This window comes from Ensifer sp. 4252, from assembly GCF_050434565.1.
Classification (GTDB): Bacteria; Pseudomonadota; Alphaproteobacteria; order Rhizobiales; family Rhizobiaceae; genus Ensifer.
Genome location: NZ_JBNDIU010000003.1, coordinates 284,786 through 301,128 on the forward strand (window position 1 = coordinate 284,786; position 16,343 = coordinate 301,128).

The window sequence follows — 16,343 nt, forward strand, 5'->3', positions numbered from 1 at the left end:
TAGGGGCAAGAAAGCGGCCCGGCGAAATGTGCGGGTCGTGACAGGTTCCGGGGAGTTCGATGAACCCTAATTTTCGTAATTTTGCCCTCTGGGCAATCATAGCGCTTTTGCTGATCGCGCTGTTTAGCATGTTTCAGCAGCCGACCGAGCGCACCGGCTCGCGCGAGATTCCGTTCTCGCAGTTCCTCAAGGACGTCGATGCGAGCCGCGTCAAGGAAGTCGTGATCACCGGCTCCAAGGTCATCGGCAGCTATTCTGAAAGCGGCGCGACGTTCCAAACCTATGCGCCTTCGGTCGACACCGCGCTCACCGAGCGTCTGGAAGCCAAGGACGTGACGGTGACGGTTCGTCCGGAAACCGACGGCTCTTCCGGGTTCCTGAGCTATATCGGCACGCTTCTCCCGATGCTGTTGATCCTCGGCGTCTGGCTGTTCTTCATGCGCCAGATGCAGGGGGGGTCGCGCGGCGCCATGGGCTTTGGCAAATCCAAGGCCAAGCTTCTGACGGAAGCGCACGGCCGCGTCACGTTTGACGACGTCGCCGGTGTCGACGAAGCCAAGCAGGACCTGGAAGAAATCGTCGAATTCCTGCGCGACCCGCAGAAGTTCCAGCGGCTCGGCGGACGCATTCCGCGCGGCGTGCTGCTCGTCGGCCCTCCCGGCACCGGTAAGACGCTGCTTGCCCGTTCGGTCGCAGGCGAAGCCAACGTTCCGTTCTTCACCATCTCCGGTTCGGACTTCGTCGAAATGTTCGTCGGCGTCGGCGCGAGCCGCGTGCGCGACATGTTCGAACAGGCCAAGAAGAATGCGCCCTGCATCATCTTCATCGACGAAATCGACGCCGTCGGTCGCCATCGTGGCGCCGGTCTCGGCGGCGGTAACGACGAACGTGAGCAGACGCTGAACCAGTTGCTGGTCGAGATGGATGGCTTCGAAGCCAATGAAGGCATCATTCTGATCGCGGCGACCAACCGTCCCGACGTTCTTGATCCGGCCCTTCTGCGCCCGGGTCGTTTCGACCGCCAGGTCGTCGTGCCGAACCCCGACATCAACGGCCGCGAACGCATCCTCAAGGTGCACGTTCGCAATGTGCCGCTGGCGCCGAATGTCGACCTCAAGGTTCTGGCCCGCGGCACGCCCGGCTTCTCCGGCGCCGACCTGATGAACCTCGTCAACGAAGCTGCCCTGATGGCTGCGCGCCGCAACAAGCGCGTCGTCACCATGCTCGAGTTCGAAGACGCCAAGGACAAGATCATGATGGGTGCGGAGCGCCGCTCCTCCGCCATGACCGAAGCCGAAAAGAAGCTGACCGCCTATCACGAAGCCGGTCACGCGATCCTGGCGCTGAACGTTCCCTCGGCCGATCCGCTGCACAAGGCGACGATCATTCCGCGTGGACGGGCGCTTGGCATGGTGATGCAGCTGCCGGAAGGCGACCGCTATTCCATGAGCTACAAGTGGATGGTCTCGCGGCTTGCCATCATGATGGGCGGACGCGTCGCCGAAGAATTGACGTTCGGCAAGGAGAACATCACCTCCGGCGCATCCTCCGATATCGAGCAGGCGACCAAGCTCGCTCGCGCGATGGTGACGCAGTGGGGCTTCTCGGACCAGCTCGGTCAGGTTTCCTATGGCGAGAACCAGCAGGAAATCTTCCTTGGCCATTCGGTGGCGCAGCAGAAGAACGTTTCGGAAGCGACCGCCCAGAAGATCGACAACGAAATCCGTCGTCTGATCGACGAAGCCTATGAAACAGCGCGCACCATCCTGACCGAGAAGAACCACGAGTTCGTGGCTCTGGCGGAAGGCCTGCTCGAATACGAAACGCTGACCGGCGAAGAGATCAAGGCGCTTATCCGTGGCGAAAAGCCGGCGCGCGACCTTGGCGACGACACCCCGCCGCACCGCGGCTCTGCCGTGCCTTCGGCCGGAGTGAAGAAAGAGGGTTCGTCGGGCAACAAGGGCGAAGAATCCGAAGGTGGGTTGGAGCCGCAGCCGCAATAGCGGCTTTGGTTTCAGACGCTTATCTCAGAAGCCGCCGCGCCGGAGGGTGCGGCGGCTTTCTGTTGCCGAAGCGCAGGATTGCACTTGGTAACGCGATGTAATGATTTCTGATGCTATCGTCGCTGCCGTTTGCATTGGTTTTATGTCAAAGAAGAAACGAAATGCCCTCGGCCTTTGCTTCGGCGTCAAGGTAGCGGGGGCAACGGCAACTGCAACAGCCGGAATGATATGAGGTCTGGTCGATGAAACCCAGTCGCGGAGCACGCAGACAGGTGAAGCAGGCAAAGCCAGCATTGACCCAGCGGAACGATGGAGTTCTTATGAAGCGCAAGTATTTCGGCACGGATGGTATCCGCGGTCAGTCCAACACCTTTCCGATGACGCCGGACCTCGCCATGCGGGTCGGCATTGCCGTCGGCACGATCTTCCGCAATGGCGCCCATCGCCACCGGGTGGTGATCGGCAAGGACACGCGTCTTTCCGGCTACATGCTTGAAAATGCCATGGTTGCCGGTTTTACGGCGGCGGGTCTCGACGTGTTCCTGCTCGGACCGATCCCGACCCCCGGCGTTGCCATGCTGACGCGCTCGCTGCGCGCAGATATCGGCGTGATGATTTCCGCGTCGCACAACCCTTTCCAGGACAACGGCATCAAGCTATTCGGCCCTGATGGCTACAAGCTCTCCGACGATATCGAGGCCAAGATCGAGGCGTTGCTCGATCAGGATCTGTCCGGCCAGCTCGCCAAGGCGGAAGACATCGGCCGCGCCAAGCGCGTTGACGGCGACATCTATCGCTATCTCGAACACGCCAAGCGCACCTTGCCGCGCGACGTCACCCTTCAGGGCCTGCGGATCGCCATCGACTGCGCCAACGGCGCTGCCTACAAGGTTGCACCCCAGGCGCTTTGGGAGCTCGGCGCCGAGGTGGTGTCGATCGGGACCGAGCCGAATGGTGTCAACATCAACCTCGATTGCGGCTCGACCCATCCGGCGGCTCTTTCCAGGAAGGTGCATGAGGTGCGTGCCGATATCGGCATCGCGCTCGATGGCGACGCTGACCGCGTTCTGATCGTCGACGAGAACGGCACCGTCATCGACGGCGACCAGCTGATGGCTGTTATCGCCGACAGCTGGGCCGAGGATGGCACATTGCGTGGCGGCGCGATCGCCGCAACCGTCATGTCCAACCTCGGGCTGGAGCGTTACCTCAAGGGCCGTGGCATCGAGCTGCGCCGCACCAAGGTTGGCGACCGCTACGTCGTCGAACAGATGCGCCAGGACGGCCTGAATGTCGGTGGCGAGCAATCCGGCCACATCGTGCTTTCGGACTTCGGCACGACCGGCGACGGTCTCGTCGCCGCGCTGCAGATCCTTGCAGTGGTCAAGCGCCTGGGCAAACCGGTGAGCGAGGTTTGCCACCGCTTCGAGCCGGTGCCGCAAGTTTTGAAGAACGTGCGCGTTTCCGCCGGCAAGCCGCTGGAAGACGCAGCCGTCCGCCAGGCGATTGCCGATGCGGAGGCCGAGCTTGCCAAGTCCGGCCGCCTGCTGATCCGTCCATCGGGCACGGAACCGCTGATCCGCGTGATGGCCGAAGGCGATGACCGCGGTCAGGTTGAACGGATCGTCGATGGGCTGATCAATGTCATCGGCAGCGCGCGCAACGCAGCCTGAAAAACATACGCCCAGCAGTTTCCTCCAGGGCCGGTGACCATCACCGGCCTTTTCTTTGTCCTAAAGAACAGTCTGCTGCAACCCGGAGTATTAACGTTGGTTAACGCACACGGTAAACCTTTGTAGTTAATCGGAGCTTAACCTTTCCCCCTCATTATCCATAACCAACGTCAGGATTTGGACACCACTTTCATGGTGCGCCAAGCAATCGAATGTATTGGAGTGGGCCATGAAGAGAATTTTGAGTGGCGTTGTTGCAGTCTTGCTCAGCGGCACCGCAGCCTTTGCTGCCGATGTTTACCAACCGCCTGTCGAAGCACCCATCGTCGAGCAGCCCGTCGAGGTCATCCAGACCAGTGGCTGGTATCTGCGCGGCGACGTCGGCTACGCCTGGAACAAGCTGCGGGGCGCGAATTTCTACCAGGGGGGGCCGGGCGGCTCCATCGCGGATTTCGATTCGGCCGATATCGATGACTCATGGGTGATTGGCGGCGGTGTCGGTTACCAGTTCAACAACTACCTGCGCACCGATGTCACGCTCGACTACTGGGGCAGCGCTGACTTCAACGGCTCGACCAGTGGCGGATGCGGGAACTTCCCCGGCTTGCCTTGCGTGTCGCGTGACATAAGCTCGGTGTCCGCCTGGAGCCTGATGGCCAACGCCTATGTCGACATCGGCACCTACGGCGCCTTCACCCCTTACGTCGGTGCCGGTATCGGCGCCACGCGCGTGAAATGGGACGGACTGCGCAACACGAGCTGCGTAGACGGCGACCCCACCAGATGCGATCCGACGACCAACCATGGCGGCAAGGACAGCTGGCGCTTTACCTACGCGCTCATGGCCGGTACTGCCATCGACCTGACCTGCAATCTCAAGGCAGACGTCGGCTACCGCTTCCGCCAGGTCGATGATGGCGACATGTTCGGCTACGCCAACGGTGGCGGTCCGGGCTTCGACGACGGCTTCTATGTCCACGAGGCACGCGCCGGTCTGCGTTACTCTTTCGGCAATGTCTGCGAAGTGCCCTACGAGCCGCCGCCGGAGCCGATCGTCTACAAGTAAGCGATACGATACTGCAAATCGCGATGAAGGCCGCCCTCGGGCGGCCTTTGTCGTTTCGCCCAGAACTTTGCGCAAATCCTAACGGGCATGGTTAACCGCGAGTTAACTTCCGTTTGCAATAGTTAACGCTGAACGAAGCGCCTGATGGGTGGATCCCGTCCGGCGACGGCAATTGCAGCGAAAGGGCATGGGCATGGAATGGCGAAACGGGATCTGCGGAGCCGCGTTCGGTGTCGGCCTATTTCTTTCCGGCCCGGCACTTGCCGCAGACGAGGCCCTAATCGACGCGCCTGAAATCACGATTGCCCAGGAAGCAACCGGCAGCAGCGGCCTCTACATTCGCGGCGACATCGGCTATGGCGGCTGGCGCGACGGGGGCGATCCCTACTACCGCACCTTTGATGCGGGAACCGGCAGCTACAGCAATATCCCTTTTGACGGCGCGCGCTTCGACAAACCGCTTTCGGGCACGATCGGCCTCGGCTACCAGATCACGGACACCTTCCGCGCCGACCTCACTGCCGACTATTTCGAGGGTCGTTTCGACGGCTCATCCCTGGCGGCTAGTCCTTGTGCAGGGCAGGGTGCCGGCACGTCCTGCGCCTTCTCCACGACGGCGGACTTTTCCGCCCTGGGCTTGATGGCGAACGCCTATGTCGACTTCGGAACGCTCGCCGGCTTCACCCCCTATCTCGGGGCCGGTATCGGCGCGACCAATCTGCGCTGGAACACGGCCTTTGCCAGCGAAAGCTGCGTTGCGGGTGGTGGCGCCTGCACGGGTGCGCCGGCCACAACCTCGTTTGATGGTCGCGACAGCTGGCGCTTCACTTATGCGCTGATGGCGGGTGTCTCCTACGACCTCAGTGATCGCCTGAAGCTCGACGTCGGCTACCGCTACTCGCATATCGGCGACGGCGACATGTTCGGCTTTGGCGCCGAGGCGCTTGCCGGCGCAACCGGAGCCAAGGGTTTCGACGATGGTCTTTCCCGTCACGAGATCAGAGCAGGCCTTCGTTTCTCGTTCTGGTAACAATCGGTCGGCAAGCGCAGCCCCATCTTTGCGGATGTTGCCTGTGACGCCATGAATTTTCTCGATTGCGACACAAGTCGCTTGACTTCCTTCCAGACCCGCAATATTTCCGACGGCGGGACACCCTTCCCCAACGAAGGGCTATCTATCTGGAAGGATAGCACATGACGAAGCCTGCCACGCCGGACATCCGTCCGAACAACACCCATTTTTCTTCTGGCCCTTGCTCGAAGCGCCCCGGTTGGTCGCTCGATGCTCTCTCCGACGCTCCGCTCGGTCGTTCGCACCGCGCCAAGGTCGGCAAGACGAAGCTCAAGCAGGCCATCGATCTTACCCGTGACATTCTTGAAGTGCCGGCCGATTACCGCATCGGCATCGTGCCCGCTTCCGATACCGGCGCCGTCGAAATGGCGCTCTGGTCGATGCTCGGTGAGCGCGGCGTCGACATGGTCGCCTGGGAAAGCTTTGGCGCCGGCTGGGTGACCGATGTGGTCAAGCAGCTGAAGCTCGCCGATGTGCGCAAGTTCGAAGCCGGGTACGGCGAACTTCCTGACCTCTCCAAGGTCGATTTCGACCGTGACGTTGTCTTCACCTGGAACGGCACGACCTCCGGTGTGCGTGTTCCGAACGCCGACTTCATCCCGGCCGACCGCAAGGGCCTGACCATTTGCGACGCGACGTCGGCCGCCTTTGCGCAGAACCTCGATTTCGCCAAGCTCGATGTCGTCACCTTCTCCTGGCAGAAGGTTCTCGGCGGTGAGGGCGCACACGGTGTCATCATTCTTTCGCCGCGCGCCGTCGAGCGCCTGCTGACCTACGTGCCGGCGTGGCCGCTGCCGAAGATCTTCCGCATGACCTCGGGCGGCAAGCTGATCGAGGGCATCTTCACCGGTGAGACCATCAACACGCCGTCGATGCTCTGCGTCGAAGACTACATCGACGCGCTCGCCTGGGCTGAGAAGGTCGGTGGGCTCAAGGGCTTGATGGCGCGTGCCGACGCCAATGCCAAGGTGATCTTCGACTTCGTTGCAGCCAACGGCTGGATCGCCAACCTGGCGGTCAAGGACGAGACCCGCTCCAATACGTCGGTCTGCCTGAAGATCGTCGACAAGGATGTCGCCGCACTGGATGCGGACGGACAGGCAGCCTTTGCCAAGGGCGTTGTTGCCCTGCTCGAAAAGGAAGGTGTCGCGTTCGACATCGGCCATTATCGCGACGCCCCGTCCGGTCTCAGAATCTGGGCCGGTGCCACGATCGAGGCGTCCGACATGGCGGCGTTGATGCCGTGGCTGACCTGGGCATTCGAGACCCAGAAGGCGACGCTGTCGCAGGCAGCGGCTTGATCTAAACGATCCGCTTCGCTCCCGATGGGGAGCGAAGCCCTTGTACCGCATTCCCGTTCAGACCTGATCTTTTCAAGGAGGCCGTCATGGCACCTCGCGTTCTCGTATCCGACGAACTTTCGGAAACCGCCGTCCAGATCTTCCGCGATCGCGGCGTTGAAGTCGATTTCCAGCCGAAGCTCGGCAAGGACAAGGACAAGCTTGCCGAAATCATCGGCAATTATGACGGCCTCGCCATCCGCTCGGCCACCAAGGCGACCGAGAAGCTGATCGCGGCTGCGACCAATCTCAAGGTCATCGGCCGCGCCGGCATCGGCGTCGACAATGTCGATATCCCGGCCGCCTCGCGCCGCGGTATCATCGTCATGAACACGCCTTTCGGCAACTCGATCACGACGGCCGAACACGCCATCGCCCTGCTCTTTGCCGTTGCTCGCCAGCTTCCAGCCGCCGACACCTCGACGCAGGCCGGCAAGTGGGAGAAGTCCCGCTTCATGGGTGTCGAAATCACCGGCAAGACGCTCGGTGTCATCGGTGCAGGCAATATCGGCTCGATCGTCTGCGCGCGCGCCATAGGCCTCAAGATGCACGTGCTTGCCTATGACCCCTTCCTGTCGAAGGAGCGTGCCGAGGAAATGGGCGTCACCAAAGTCGAGCTCGACGAGCTGCTGGCGCAGGCCGACTTCATCACCCTGCATGTGCCGCTGACGGACAGGACCCGCAGCATCCTGAACGCGGAAGCGCTTGCCAAGACCAAGCCAGGCGTGCGCATCATCAACTGCGCCCGCGGTGGTCTCGTCGACGAGAAGGCGCTGGCGGACGCGATCAAGTCCGGCCATGTCGCCGGCGCCGGCTTCGACGTGTTCGAGGTCGAGCCTGCGACCGAGAGCCCGCTCTTCGGTCTGCCGAATGTCGTCTGCACACCGCATCTGGGCGCATCGACCACGGAAGCACAGGAGAATGTCGCGCTGCAGGTCGCCGAACAGATGTCGGATTACCTCGTCAAGGGTGCCGTTTCCAACGCCATCAACATGCCCTCGATCACCGCCGAGGAAGCCCCGATCCTCAAGCCCTTCATCCGGCTTGCCGACGTGCTTGGTGCCTTTGTCGGCCAGGTGACGGAAAGCGCGATCAAGGAAATCGAGATTCTCTACGACGGCGCTACCGCTTCGATGAACACCAAGGCGCTGACCAGCGCCGTGCTCGCCGGCCTCATCCGGCCGCAGGTTGCCGACGTCAACATGGTTTCGGCTCCGATCATGATCAAGGAAAAGGGCGTCATCCTTTCCGAGGTCAAGCGCGACAAGACCGGCGTCTTCGACGGCTATATCAAGCTGACGGTCAAGACCGCCAACCAGACCCGCTCGGTCGCCGGTACGGTGTTCTCCGACGGCAAGCCGCGGTTCATCCAGATCAAGGGCATCAACCTTGATGCGGATGTCGGCAGCCACATGGTCTACATCACCAACACCGACGTTCCGGGGATGATCGGCTTCATCGGCATGACGCTCGGCGATGCCGGCGTCAACATTGCCAACTTCCAGCTCGGTCGCGAGAAGGAAGCCGGTGACGCCATCGCGCTGCTCTATGTCGACGGCCCGGTTTCCGAGGATGTGCTCGACAGGCTGCGCGGCAACGCCGCGATCCGCCAGGCAAAGCCGCTGGTGTTCAACATCGATTGATCATCGATGCAGCTGCCTTGCGGACCGCTCGGCGCGCAAGGCAGATCGGCACAAATCGGCCATGATTTTCGGGCCTATGCGCCGGCGAACGGCCCGCTTTGCGAAAGCGGACCAAGGTGGAATTCGAGAACGACCAGGAACGCATCGGCACAGGCCGGTGCGTTTTTCGGTTTGAAATGTTGATGACAGTGATACCAATGCAGAAGTTCCGCTGGCGCGAGGCCAGCCTTCCCGATCTCGTTTCGGTCTCCGAAATTCAGCTGGTGGTCCACGAGGCGTTCCCCGAGGACGAGGACGTGCTGGCCGACCGGCTGGAAATGAGCCCGGAGGGCTGCTTCATGCTTGAGGTCGGCGGGATCGCACAAGGCTATGTCTTGAGTCATCCCTGGATCCGGCGTGCGCCGCCCTCGCTGAACGCGGTGCTGGGCGAGATCCCTGCAACTGCCGACACCTGGTACATTCACGATCTGGCGCTTTTGCCCGAGACCCGCGGATCCGGGGCAGGGGGCAATGTCGTGCCGCTGCTTGCCGAGATCGCCCGGTCGGAAGGCTATCACTCGATGTCGCTGGTATCGGTCAACGGCTCGCGCGGCTTCTGGGAGCGGCAGGGCTTTTCCGTCCGCATGGACGAGCAGCTTGCAAGCAAGCTTGCGAGCTACGGCGAGGATGCGCTCTACATGGAACGGTCGCTCGCCTAGATCGGGTTCCGCCTGCGGAAACTGTCTATCTTTTTGCATTTCCTGGCGGATAACCGCTTCGCATTTTCCTGCAAAATGCTCCAAACAACAAAGGCGCCGGCTCGGCCGGCGCCTTTGTCTTGGCTATTCCAATGGGATCAGGCCGCGTGGCGGGCGGCAGGCCGCCACTGCTTTTCCTCGACGGTGAAGTGCGCCAACCGGCCGGCGAGAACGCTGCTCTCAGAGGCAAGCGTCTGGCTGGCTGCCGACGTCTGTTCGACCATTGCGGCGTTCTGTTGTGTCATCTGATCCATCTGGTTGACGGCGGTGTTGATCTCGCGAAGCCCGACCGATTGTTCGCGGGCCGCGGTCGCAATCGCCACGATCCGGTCGTTGATCTCGTTGACCCGATGTTCGATGTCGCCGAGCGCCGTGCCCGTCGCCTCGACCAGACGCACGCCGGCTGAAACTTCGACGCTCGACGCGGTGATCAGGCCCTTGATTTCCTTGGCGGCCGTTGCCGACCGTTGCGCCAGTTCGCGGACCTCCTGGGCAACGACGGCAAAGCCCTTGCCGGCATCGCCGGCGCGCGCCGCCTCGACGCCTGCGTTCAGCGCCAGCAGGTTGGTCTGGAAGGCGATGTCGTCAATCACGCCGATGATCTCGCCGATTTTCGAAGAAGAGTTTTCGATCCGGCCCATGGCGGTGATCGCATCGCGCACGACCTCGCTTGATGCCGTGGCTCCCTTGCGGGCATCGGCCACCATGCGGGTTGCCTCTTCGGCCCGGTTGGTGGAGTTCTGCACGGCCGAGGTGATCTCGTCGAGCGCCGCGGCGGTTTCCTCCAGCGAGGCTGCCTGCTGCTCGGTGCGCTGCGACAGGTCGTTCGCCGCCTTGCTGATCTCGCTGGCGTTGCCGTTGACGACCGAGGTCGAGTCGGCGATCGCGCTGACGGTCGAACGAAGAGCGGCGACTGCGGTGTTGAAGTCCTTGCGCAGCTTTTCGTATTCCACGCCGAGTTCGGGAACATGCGTCGTCAGGTCGCCGCTTGCGAGCTTCTCCAGTGCGTTGCCGATCGTGGTGACGACATGGGCCTGCGTGCGCGACGTCGCCTGCTGCATCTCCTCATTGGCGCTACGCTCGCTGTCGAGCGCCTGCTGCTGCTCGCGCTGGCGGATTTCGAGTGCATTGCGTTCGATCACAGACCCGCGCAGCAGAACGAGCGCATCGGCCATGTTGCCGATCTCGTCGCGGCGGCCGGTGTCGGGAACGTCCGAACGGGTCTCGTTGCGCGAGACTTCGAGCATGACATCCTTCAGGCGGTTGATCGGGCGGCTGATGGAGCGGCCGATCGCCATGGCGGCGGCAAGTGTGGCGATGGCCGCAATCGCCGTGATGATAACAGTCATCATCAGCGAAGCATTGTACTTCGCCGCGAGATCGTCGGCGTAAACGCCGGTACCGATACCCCAGCCCCATGGCTTGAAGCCCTGGATGTAGGAATATTTCTCGACCGGCTCCTCATGGCCTGGCTTATCCCAGTAGTAGTTGACGATGCCGTTGCCCGGGTTCTGGGCCAGTGCGATCAGCTCGACGTTGAACGCTTTGCCGTTCGCATCTTTCAACCCGCGGATGTCGGTGCCGATCAACTTCTTGGCAAGCGGATGAGCCACCATCACGCCGTCGAAGCTGTTGATGAAGAAGTAGCCGTCCTGGCCAAAGCGCATGGCCATCACGGCCGCAATGGCGCGGCTTTGCGCTTCTTCGCGGGTCAGGGCGCCGCTGCGCTCCTGCTCCTCGAAACTCCCGATCACCGAGATCGCCGCCTCGGTGACATTGCGCAGCATGTTCTGCCGCTCCTGGCTGACTTCGGTGTTGGCGACCTGCGTCTTGTAGGCCATGGCCGCTGCCATGAAGATCAGCGCCATCGCTGTCAGCAAGTAGATACGTGTCGAAATTCTAATATTTTTCACTGCCTTAGCCCCAGGAAGAAAATCTGGGGCGGACAAGAGCATCCATCTGCTAAGCAAGCCTTAAGGCGCCTCCCTAGGTCTAGGGATTGCATTGGCGAAGCTTCACTACGCAGGCGCGCACTATCAGTGCTTGGGCCGGCCCTTTTCGGCAATGGCGATGCCGCCGAGAACAAGCAGCAGGGCGATGAAATGGAAGGTGTGGAATGTCTCGCCGACCAGCATCACCGACAGCAATGTGCCGAAGACCGGGATGGCATTGATGAAGAGCCCGGCACGGTTGGCGCCGATCATCTCGACGCCACGGACATAGAGTACCTGCGACATCAACGACGGGAAGATGGCGGCGTAGAGAACGATGATCCAGCCGGTCATGTCAGGAAAGATCGCCGTGCCGTTGCCGATTTCCCAAAAGAGCAGCGGAATGGCGCTGATGAGGGCGCCGAAGGCGGGTGCGGCGATGAAGCTCTGCCAATGCATCGTCGGCTTCCAGCGAAGTGCGACGGTATAGGCCGCATAAACGATGCAGGCGGCAATCATCAGGGCGTCGCCGAAGTTGAACTCCAGTTGCATGAGGCTGGCGATGTCGCCGTGCGCGGCGGTGATGAGCACGCCGAGCAGCGTCACGGTGAAGCCGATCACCTGCGCGATCGAGGCGCGGGTTCGAAACAGCATGAAGTTGAACAGGAAGATCAGCATCGGGATGCCGGCCTGCAGGATGACCGCGTTGATCGCGCTCGTATATTTCAGCGCGGAATAGAGCAGGGCGTTGAAGGTGGTGAAACCGACCACGCCATAGGCCAGGAGTTGCAGCCAATGCTTTTTGATCTTGTCCCAGTCGCGCCGGATCTGTGGCGTCATCAGCACCAGGATGATGAGAAGCGCAAACACCCAGCGAAGGGTCGTGAGCATCATCGGACTGACATGGCCGACGGCCATTTTTCCGGCGACGGAATTGCCGCCCCAGAAGAGTGCGGTGACGCAGAGATAGAAATAAGCTCTGGAATTCACGATGCTGCAACCTGCTGGGATGACGGGGATCGATTGCCGCAAGGGCGGGAGAGACGCAAGATATAGGCGTTAAATCCAGCGCTTGTCATGCAAAAAGGGCGGAACGCCCGTCATAACGGGGTCGCTTTCCCAGAGACAACACAGTATAGATGCGCGGGTTTTGAGAACAGCGCAACCCTACTTGCGCGCGTTAACAGGAAGAGAATTATGACGAATGTCGTGGTGGTCGGATCCCAGTGGGGTGATGAAGGCAAAGGCAAGATTGTAGATTGGCTCTCGGAACGCGCGGATATCGTCGTGCGCTTTCAGGGCGGTCACAACGCCGGCCATACCCTGGTGATCGACGGCGTCAGTTACAAGCTGTCGCTGCTTCCGTCTGGCGTCGTGCGTCCCGGCAAGCTCGCCGTCATCGGCAACGGTGTGGTCATCGACCCGCATGCGCTCATCGCCGAAATCGAAAAGCTGGGCAAGCAGGGCGTGACGATCACGCCTGAGAACCTGCGCGTTGCCGACAACGCCACGCTCATTCTCTCGCTGCATCGCGAACTCGACGGCTTCCGCGAAGATGCCGCCTCCAACAGCGGCACCAAGATCGGCACCACCCGCCGCGGCATTGGCCCGGCCTATGAAGACAAGGTCGGCCGTCGTGCGATCCGCGTGATGGATCTTGCCGATCTCGAAACCCTGCCGGCCAAGGTCGATCGTCTGCTGACGCACCACAACGCCTTGCGTCGCGGCCTCGGCGAGCCGGAAATCAGCCATGACGCGATCATGCTCGAGCTGTCTTCGGTTGCCGACAAGGTCCTGCCGTTCATGGACACCGTCTGGGTGCTGCTCGACAAGGCACGGCGCAAGGGCGCGCGCATCCTGTTCGAAGGCGCGCAGGGCACGCTGCTCGACATCGACCACGGCACTTATCCGTTCGTAACCTCGTCGAACACCGTTGCCGGCCAGGCCGCCGCCGGTTCGGGCATGGGCCCGGGTTCGCTCGGCTACATCCTCGGCATCACCAAGGCCTATACGACCCGCGTCGGCGAGGGGCCGTTCCCGACCGAACTGCACGACGAGATCGGCCAATTCCTCGGCGAACGCGGCCACGAATTCGGCACGGTTACCGGGCGCAAGCGCCGCTGCGGCTGGTTCGATGCGGCGCTGGTGCGCCAATCGGTTGCCGCCAACGGCATCACCGGTATCGCGCTCACCAAGCTCGACGTGCTCGATGGCCTCAATGAACTGAAGATTTGCGTCGGATATACTCTCGACGGACAGCAGATCGATCATCTTCCGGCAAGCCAGGCGCAGCAAGCTTCGGCAAAGCCAGTCTATATTACACTTGAAGGCTGGAAGGAATCGACTGTCGGCGCGCGCAGCTGGGCAGATCTTCCGGCACAGGCGATCAAGTATGTTCGCCAGGTCGAGGAACTCATCGGTGCACCGGTGGCTCTTCTTTCGACCAGCCCGGAGCGGGACGACACAATACTTGTGACGGACCCCTTTGAGGACTAGTGTCGGCGGACTGACATTGCGTCGTAATCGCAAACACATGCCTGAGCGTATGAGAAAGTTCTGATGGCGGATTTTGTTGCAGTTATTCGCAGGACCGTTGACGGCCTGTCGGAAAACACACCTGAAATGCGGGATAAGGTCTACGAGAAGGCGCGCGCCGCCGTGCGTCGCCAACTCGAGAATATGAATCCGCGTCCGTCGGACGATATGATCAATCGTCAGCTGGCAAAGCTCGAAAACGCGATCGTCGAGGTCGACAGTGAATATGCTGTAGCCCTTCCGGCGATCGACGAGGTCGAGCCAGAGGCCGAAGTCGTGGATGCGGTCACGCCCGCCATGGCGGAGCCGGAACCGGTGGACGTCGTCGAGACGCCTGTCGAAGAGGCCGAGCCCGAGGCGGAAAGCGAACCGGTAACGACGGCTGCCGAAGAATCGGCGCCGGACGTTGCTGGCGATGTCGAGCCTGCTTACGCTGACGCACCTGCCGAACCCGATGAGCAGCCTGATGGCTATGCCGAGCCTTTGCCGGTTGAAGCGCCGGCCGAATATGTCGAGGTAGCAGCCGAAACCGTCGAGGAGCAGGCCGAGCCGACATGGCAGCCGCCCGTCGAGGATGAGCTACCGGTCGCGGCGCAGGCGCATGACGAGGAGATCGTCGCGCCCGTGGAGCCTGCCGCTGAAGAGGTCTATGACCACACAGCCGCTGCCCCGGAAGTCGCGCCTGAACCCGAACCGGTTCAGGAGGCGACCTGGGATGCGCCCGCTGTCGAGCCTGCTGCGGAAACGTCGGCGCGTTCGGAATGGGAACTGCCGGACTGGGAAGACACGAAGCCCGCTCCCGAGCCTTCTTCACTGGACGCGAAACCGGACGACGTGGTCGACGATGCCGATGCGCCTGAGTTGCTCGGCATGCATCCGGTCGAGGAAAAGCCTGTCGAAATAGAGCCGGCGGCGCCGAAGGCGGATGTCAGCCGTTCGTGGTCGTTCGACGACGACGATCCCTTTGCCTCGATTACCGAACGCCCCGCGCAGAAGGCCAGCGAGGCCGAAATTTCCGATTGGTCGTGGCCGGTCGAAAAGACATCGCCGGCCGCAAGCCCGGGGGAAACCGCAAGCCAGCAGGAGCGCGCCGGCACGGCCTGGGATCACATTGACGATCTTCTCGGTCTTGAAGGTGGTGCGACCACGGCGGCCGGTGCTGCAGCGGGAGCTGCAACGGCCAAGGATACCGATCGCGGCATCGAGATGCCGGCGGCTGCCCCTTCGCGGCCCACGTCCTACCGCACGACCCCAAAGCCTCCGCGCTTCAGCGTCAAGCGCCTGGCGCTTGCTGCCGGATTGCTGCTCGTGCTCGGTGGTGGCGGATTTGCCTATTGGCAGAACCGGGAAGCGGGTAATGCCTGGATCTCCGGCATGGTGGCCTCGATCACGTCGGCCGTTTCCGGTCAGGGCGAGACGCCCGCGGAGCAGCAGAGCGCGCCCCCGGCGCAGTCTGGCGAGACCGCGACGCAACAGCCCGGCGCGCATGACGACACGGCCGCGCCGGACAACACGTCGACGAAATTTACCCAGCGCCTGCTTGCCGACGGCTCGGAGACGGATGACGGCCCGGCCGTCCTAAACGGGGAAAGTGCCGCGCAGGAAGGCAAGTCCGTCGCACCGCAGACCGAAGCCGGAAAGCCGCCGGAAAATGCCGCCGGCACGCCCGGAGCAGCAGCCGGAACGCCGGGCACAGGCCTGCAGCCTGGTGCTCAGCCGGCACAGCCGGATGTTGCCGTTGCCAACGGCGAAAAGATGTTCCTCTACGAGGAGCGGCTCGGCCAATCCTCTCCGACGGCTATTCCGGGAACGGTCGCCTGGTCGGTCAAGGAAGAGTCGCCGGGTGGCGACGCCAAGCCGGAACCGGCAATCCAGGCTCAGATCACCGTGCCGGACCGTGGGCTGACGGCCCTGATGACGATCAAGCGCAATGCGGATCCGTCCCTGCCGGCAAGCCACGTGATCGAGTTCGTCTTTTCGCTGCCCCAAAACTTCGAAGGCGGCGCCATCGACGGCGTGCAGCGCGTTTCGATGAAGCGGACGGAGCAGGATCGTGGCGATGCACTGATCGCAGTGCCCGCCAAGATCACCGACGACTTCCATATGATCGCCCTCAACGACTTTGCCGAAGCGGTCGGCAGCAACACCGAGCTGCTGCGCAGCCGCGGCTGGATCGATATCCCGCTGACATACCGCAACGGTCGCCGCGCGCTGCTGACGCTTGAGAAGGGCCAGAGCGGCAACGAGGCCTTCAGCCAGGCGATGCGTGCCTGGGGATCGTCCGGCAATACGGCAGCAACCGGGCAATAGAACCGGACAGGCCGAAACAGATAGGCAACAAAA

The 16,343-nt window shown here is 62.2% G+C and carries 11 protein-coding genes; 9 read left to right on the top strand and 2 right to left on the bottom strand.

Features of this window, described 5'->3' with window-relative positions; translation table 11 throughout:
* Positions 1-59: 59 nt before the first annotated feature.
* The 7 genes from ftsH (at position 60) to ABIE33_RS10385 (ending at position 9,495) form a co-directional block, all read left to right on the top strand.
* Entirely contained in the window at positions 60-2,003 is a 1,944-nt protein-coding gene (gene ftsH / locus ABIE33_RS10355; RefSeq protein ID WP_429124495.1) for an ATP-dependent zinc metalloprotease FtsH, read from the top strand.
* 320 nt (positions 2,004-2,323) lie between these two features.
* The gene (gene glmM, locus ABIE33_RS10360) at positions 2,324-3,676 is read left to right on the top strand and encodes a phosphoglucosamine mutase (protein ID WP_429124497.1); all 1,353 of its coding nucleotides are present in this window, start codon (positions 2,324-2,326) and stop codon (positions 3,674-3,676) included.
* 229 nt (positions 3,677-3,905) lie between these two features.
* On the top strand, positions 3,906-4,742 hold the full coding sequence (locus ABIE33_RS10365) for an outer membrane protein (RefSeq protein WP_429124500.1): 837 nt from the start codon (positions 3,906-3,908) through the stop codon (positions 4,740-4,742).
* A 193-nt stretch (positions 4,743-4,935) separates the two neighbouring features.
* The gene (locus ABIE33_RS10370; RefSeq protein WP_429124502.1) at positions 4,936-5,772 is read left to right on the top strand and encodes an outer membrane protein; all 837 of its coding nucleotides are present in this window, start codon (positions 4,936-4,938) and stop codon (positions 5,770-5,772) included.
* Positions 5,773-5,936: 164 nt separating this feature from the next.
* Positions 5,937-7,115, top strand: a complete 1,179-nt coding sequence (locus tag ABIE33_RS10375) for a phosphoserine transaminase (protein WP_429124504.1) — start codon at positions 5,937-5,939, stop codon at positions 7,113-7,115.
* Positions 7,116-7,201: 86 nt separating this feature from the next.
* Positions 7,202-8,797: a phosphoglycerate dehydrogenase gene (serA, locus tag ABIE33_RS10380; RefSeq protein WP_429124505.1), complete on the top strand. Its 1,596-nt coding sequence runs from the start codon at positions 7,202-7,204 to the stop codon at positions 8,795-8,797.
* Positions 8,798-8,979: 182 nt separating this feature from the next.
* Positions 8,980-9,495, top strand: a complete 516-nt coding sequence (locus tag ABIE33_RS10385) for a GNAT family N-acetyltransferase (RefSeq protein WP_429124507.1) — start codon at positions 8,980-8,982, stop codon at positions 9,493-9,495.
* Between the two features lie 137 nt (positions 9,496-9,632).
* On the opposite strand, the gene ABIE33_RS10390 is transcribed toward ABIE33_RS10385, so the two are convergent.
* Positions 9,633-11,447, bottom strand: coding sequence for a methyl-accepting chemotaxis protein (locus ABIE33_RS10390; protein WP_429124509.1), 1,815 nt, complete (start codon positions 11,445-11,447; stop codon positions 9,633-9,635).
* 123 nt (positions 11,448-11,570) lie between these two features.
* Positions 11,571-12,455, bottom strand: a complete 885-nt coding sequence (locus ABIE33_RS10395; protein WP_429124510.1) for a DMT family transporter — start codon at positions 12,453-12,455, stop codon at positions 11,571-11,573.
* Between the two features lie 207 nt (positions 12,456-12,662).
* Between ABIE33_RS10395 and ABIE33_RS10400 the strand changes: the two genes are divergently transcribed.
* Positions 12,663-13,961 (top strand): adenylosuccinate synthase, encoded by a 1,299-nt coding sequence (locus ABIE33_RS10400; protein WP_429124512.1) that lies wholly within the window; start codon positions 12,663-12,665, stop codon positions 13,959-13,961.
* Positions 13,962-14,024: 63 nt separating this feature from the next.
* Entirely contained in the window at positions 14,025-16,310 is a 2,286-nt protein-coding gene (locus ABIE33_RS10405; RefSeq protein ID WP_429124514.1) for a hypothetical protein, read from the top strand.
* Positions 16,311-16,343 lie beyond the last annotated feature (33 nt).

Coding starts and splice junctions, on each gene's coding strand:
- serA (WP_429124505.1), top strand. CDS start 7,202: ATGGCACCTCGCGTTCTCGTATCCGACGAACTTTCGGAAACCGCCGTC.
- ABIE33_RS10385 (WP_429124507.1), top strand. CDS start 8,980: ATGACAGTGATACCAATGCAGAAGTTCCGCTGGCGCGAGGCCAGCCTT.
- ABIE33_RS10365 (WP_429124500.1), top strand. CDS start 3,906: ATGAAGAGAATTTTGAGTGGCGTTGTTGCAGTCTTGCTCAGCGGCACC.
- glmM (WP_429124497.1), top strand. CDS start 2,324: ATGAAGCGCAAGTATTTCGGCACGGATGGTATCCGCGGTCAGTCCAAC.
- ABIE33_RS10400 (WP_429124512.1), top strand. CDS start 12,663: ATGACGAATGTCGTGGTGGTCGGATCCCAGTGGGGTGATGAAGGCAAA.
- ABIE33_RS10375 (WP_429124504.1), top strand. CDS start 5,937: ATGACGAAGCCTGCCACGCCGGACATCCGTCCGAACAACACCCATTTT.
- ftsH (WP_429124495.1), top strand. CDS start 60: ATGAACCCTAATTTTCGTAATTTTGCCCTCTGGGCAATCATAGCGCTT.
- ABIE33_RS10405 (WP_429124514.1), top strand. CDS start 14,025: ATGGCGGATTTTGTTGCAGTTATTCGCAGGACCGTTGACGGCCTGTCG.
- ABIE33_RS10370 (WP_429124502.1), top strand. CDS start 4,936: ATGGAATGGCGAAACGGGATCTGCGGAGCCGCGTTCGGTGTCGGCCTA.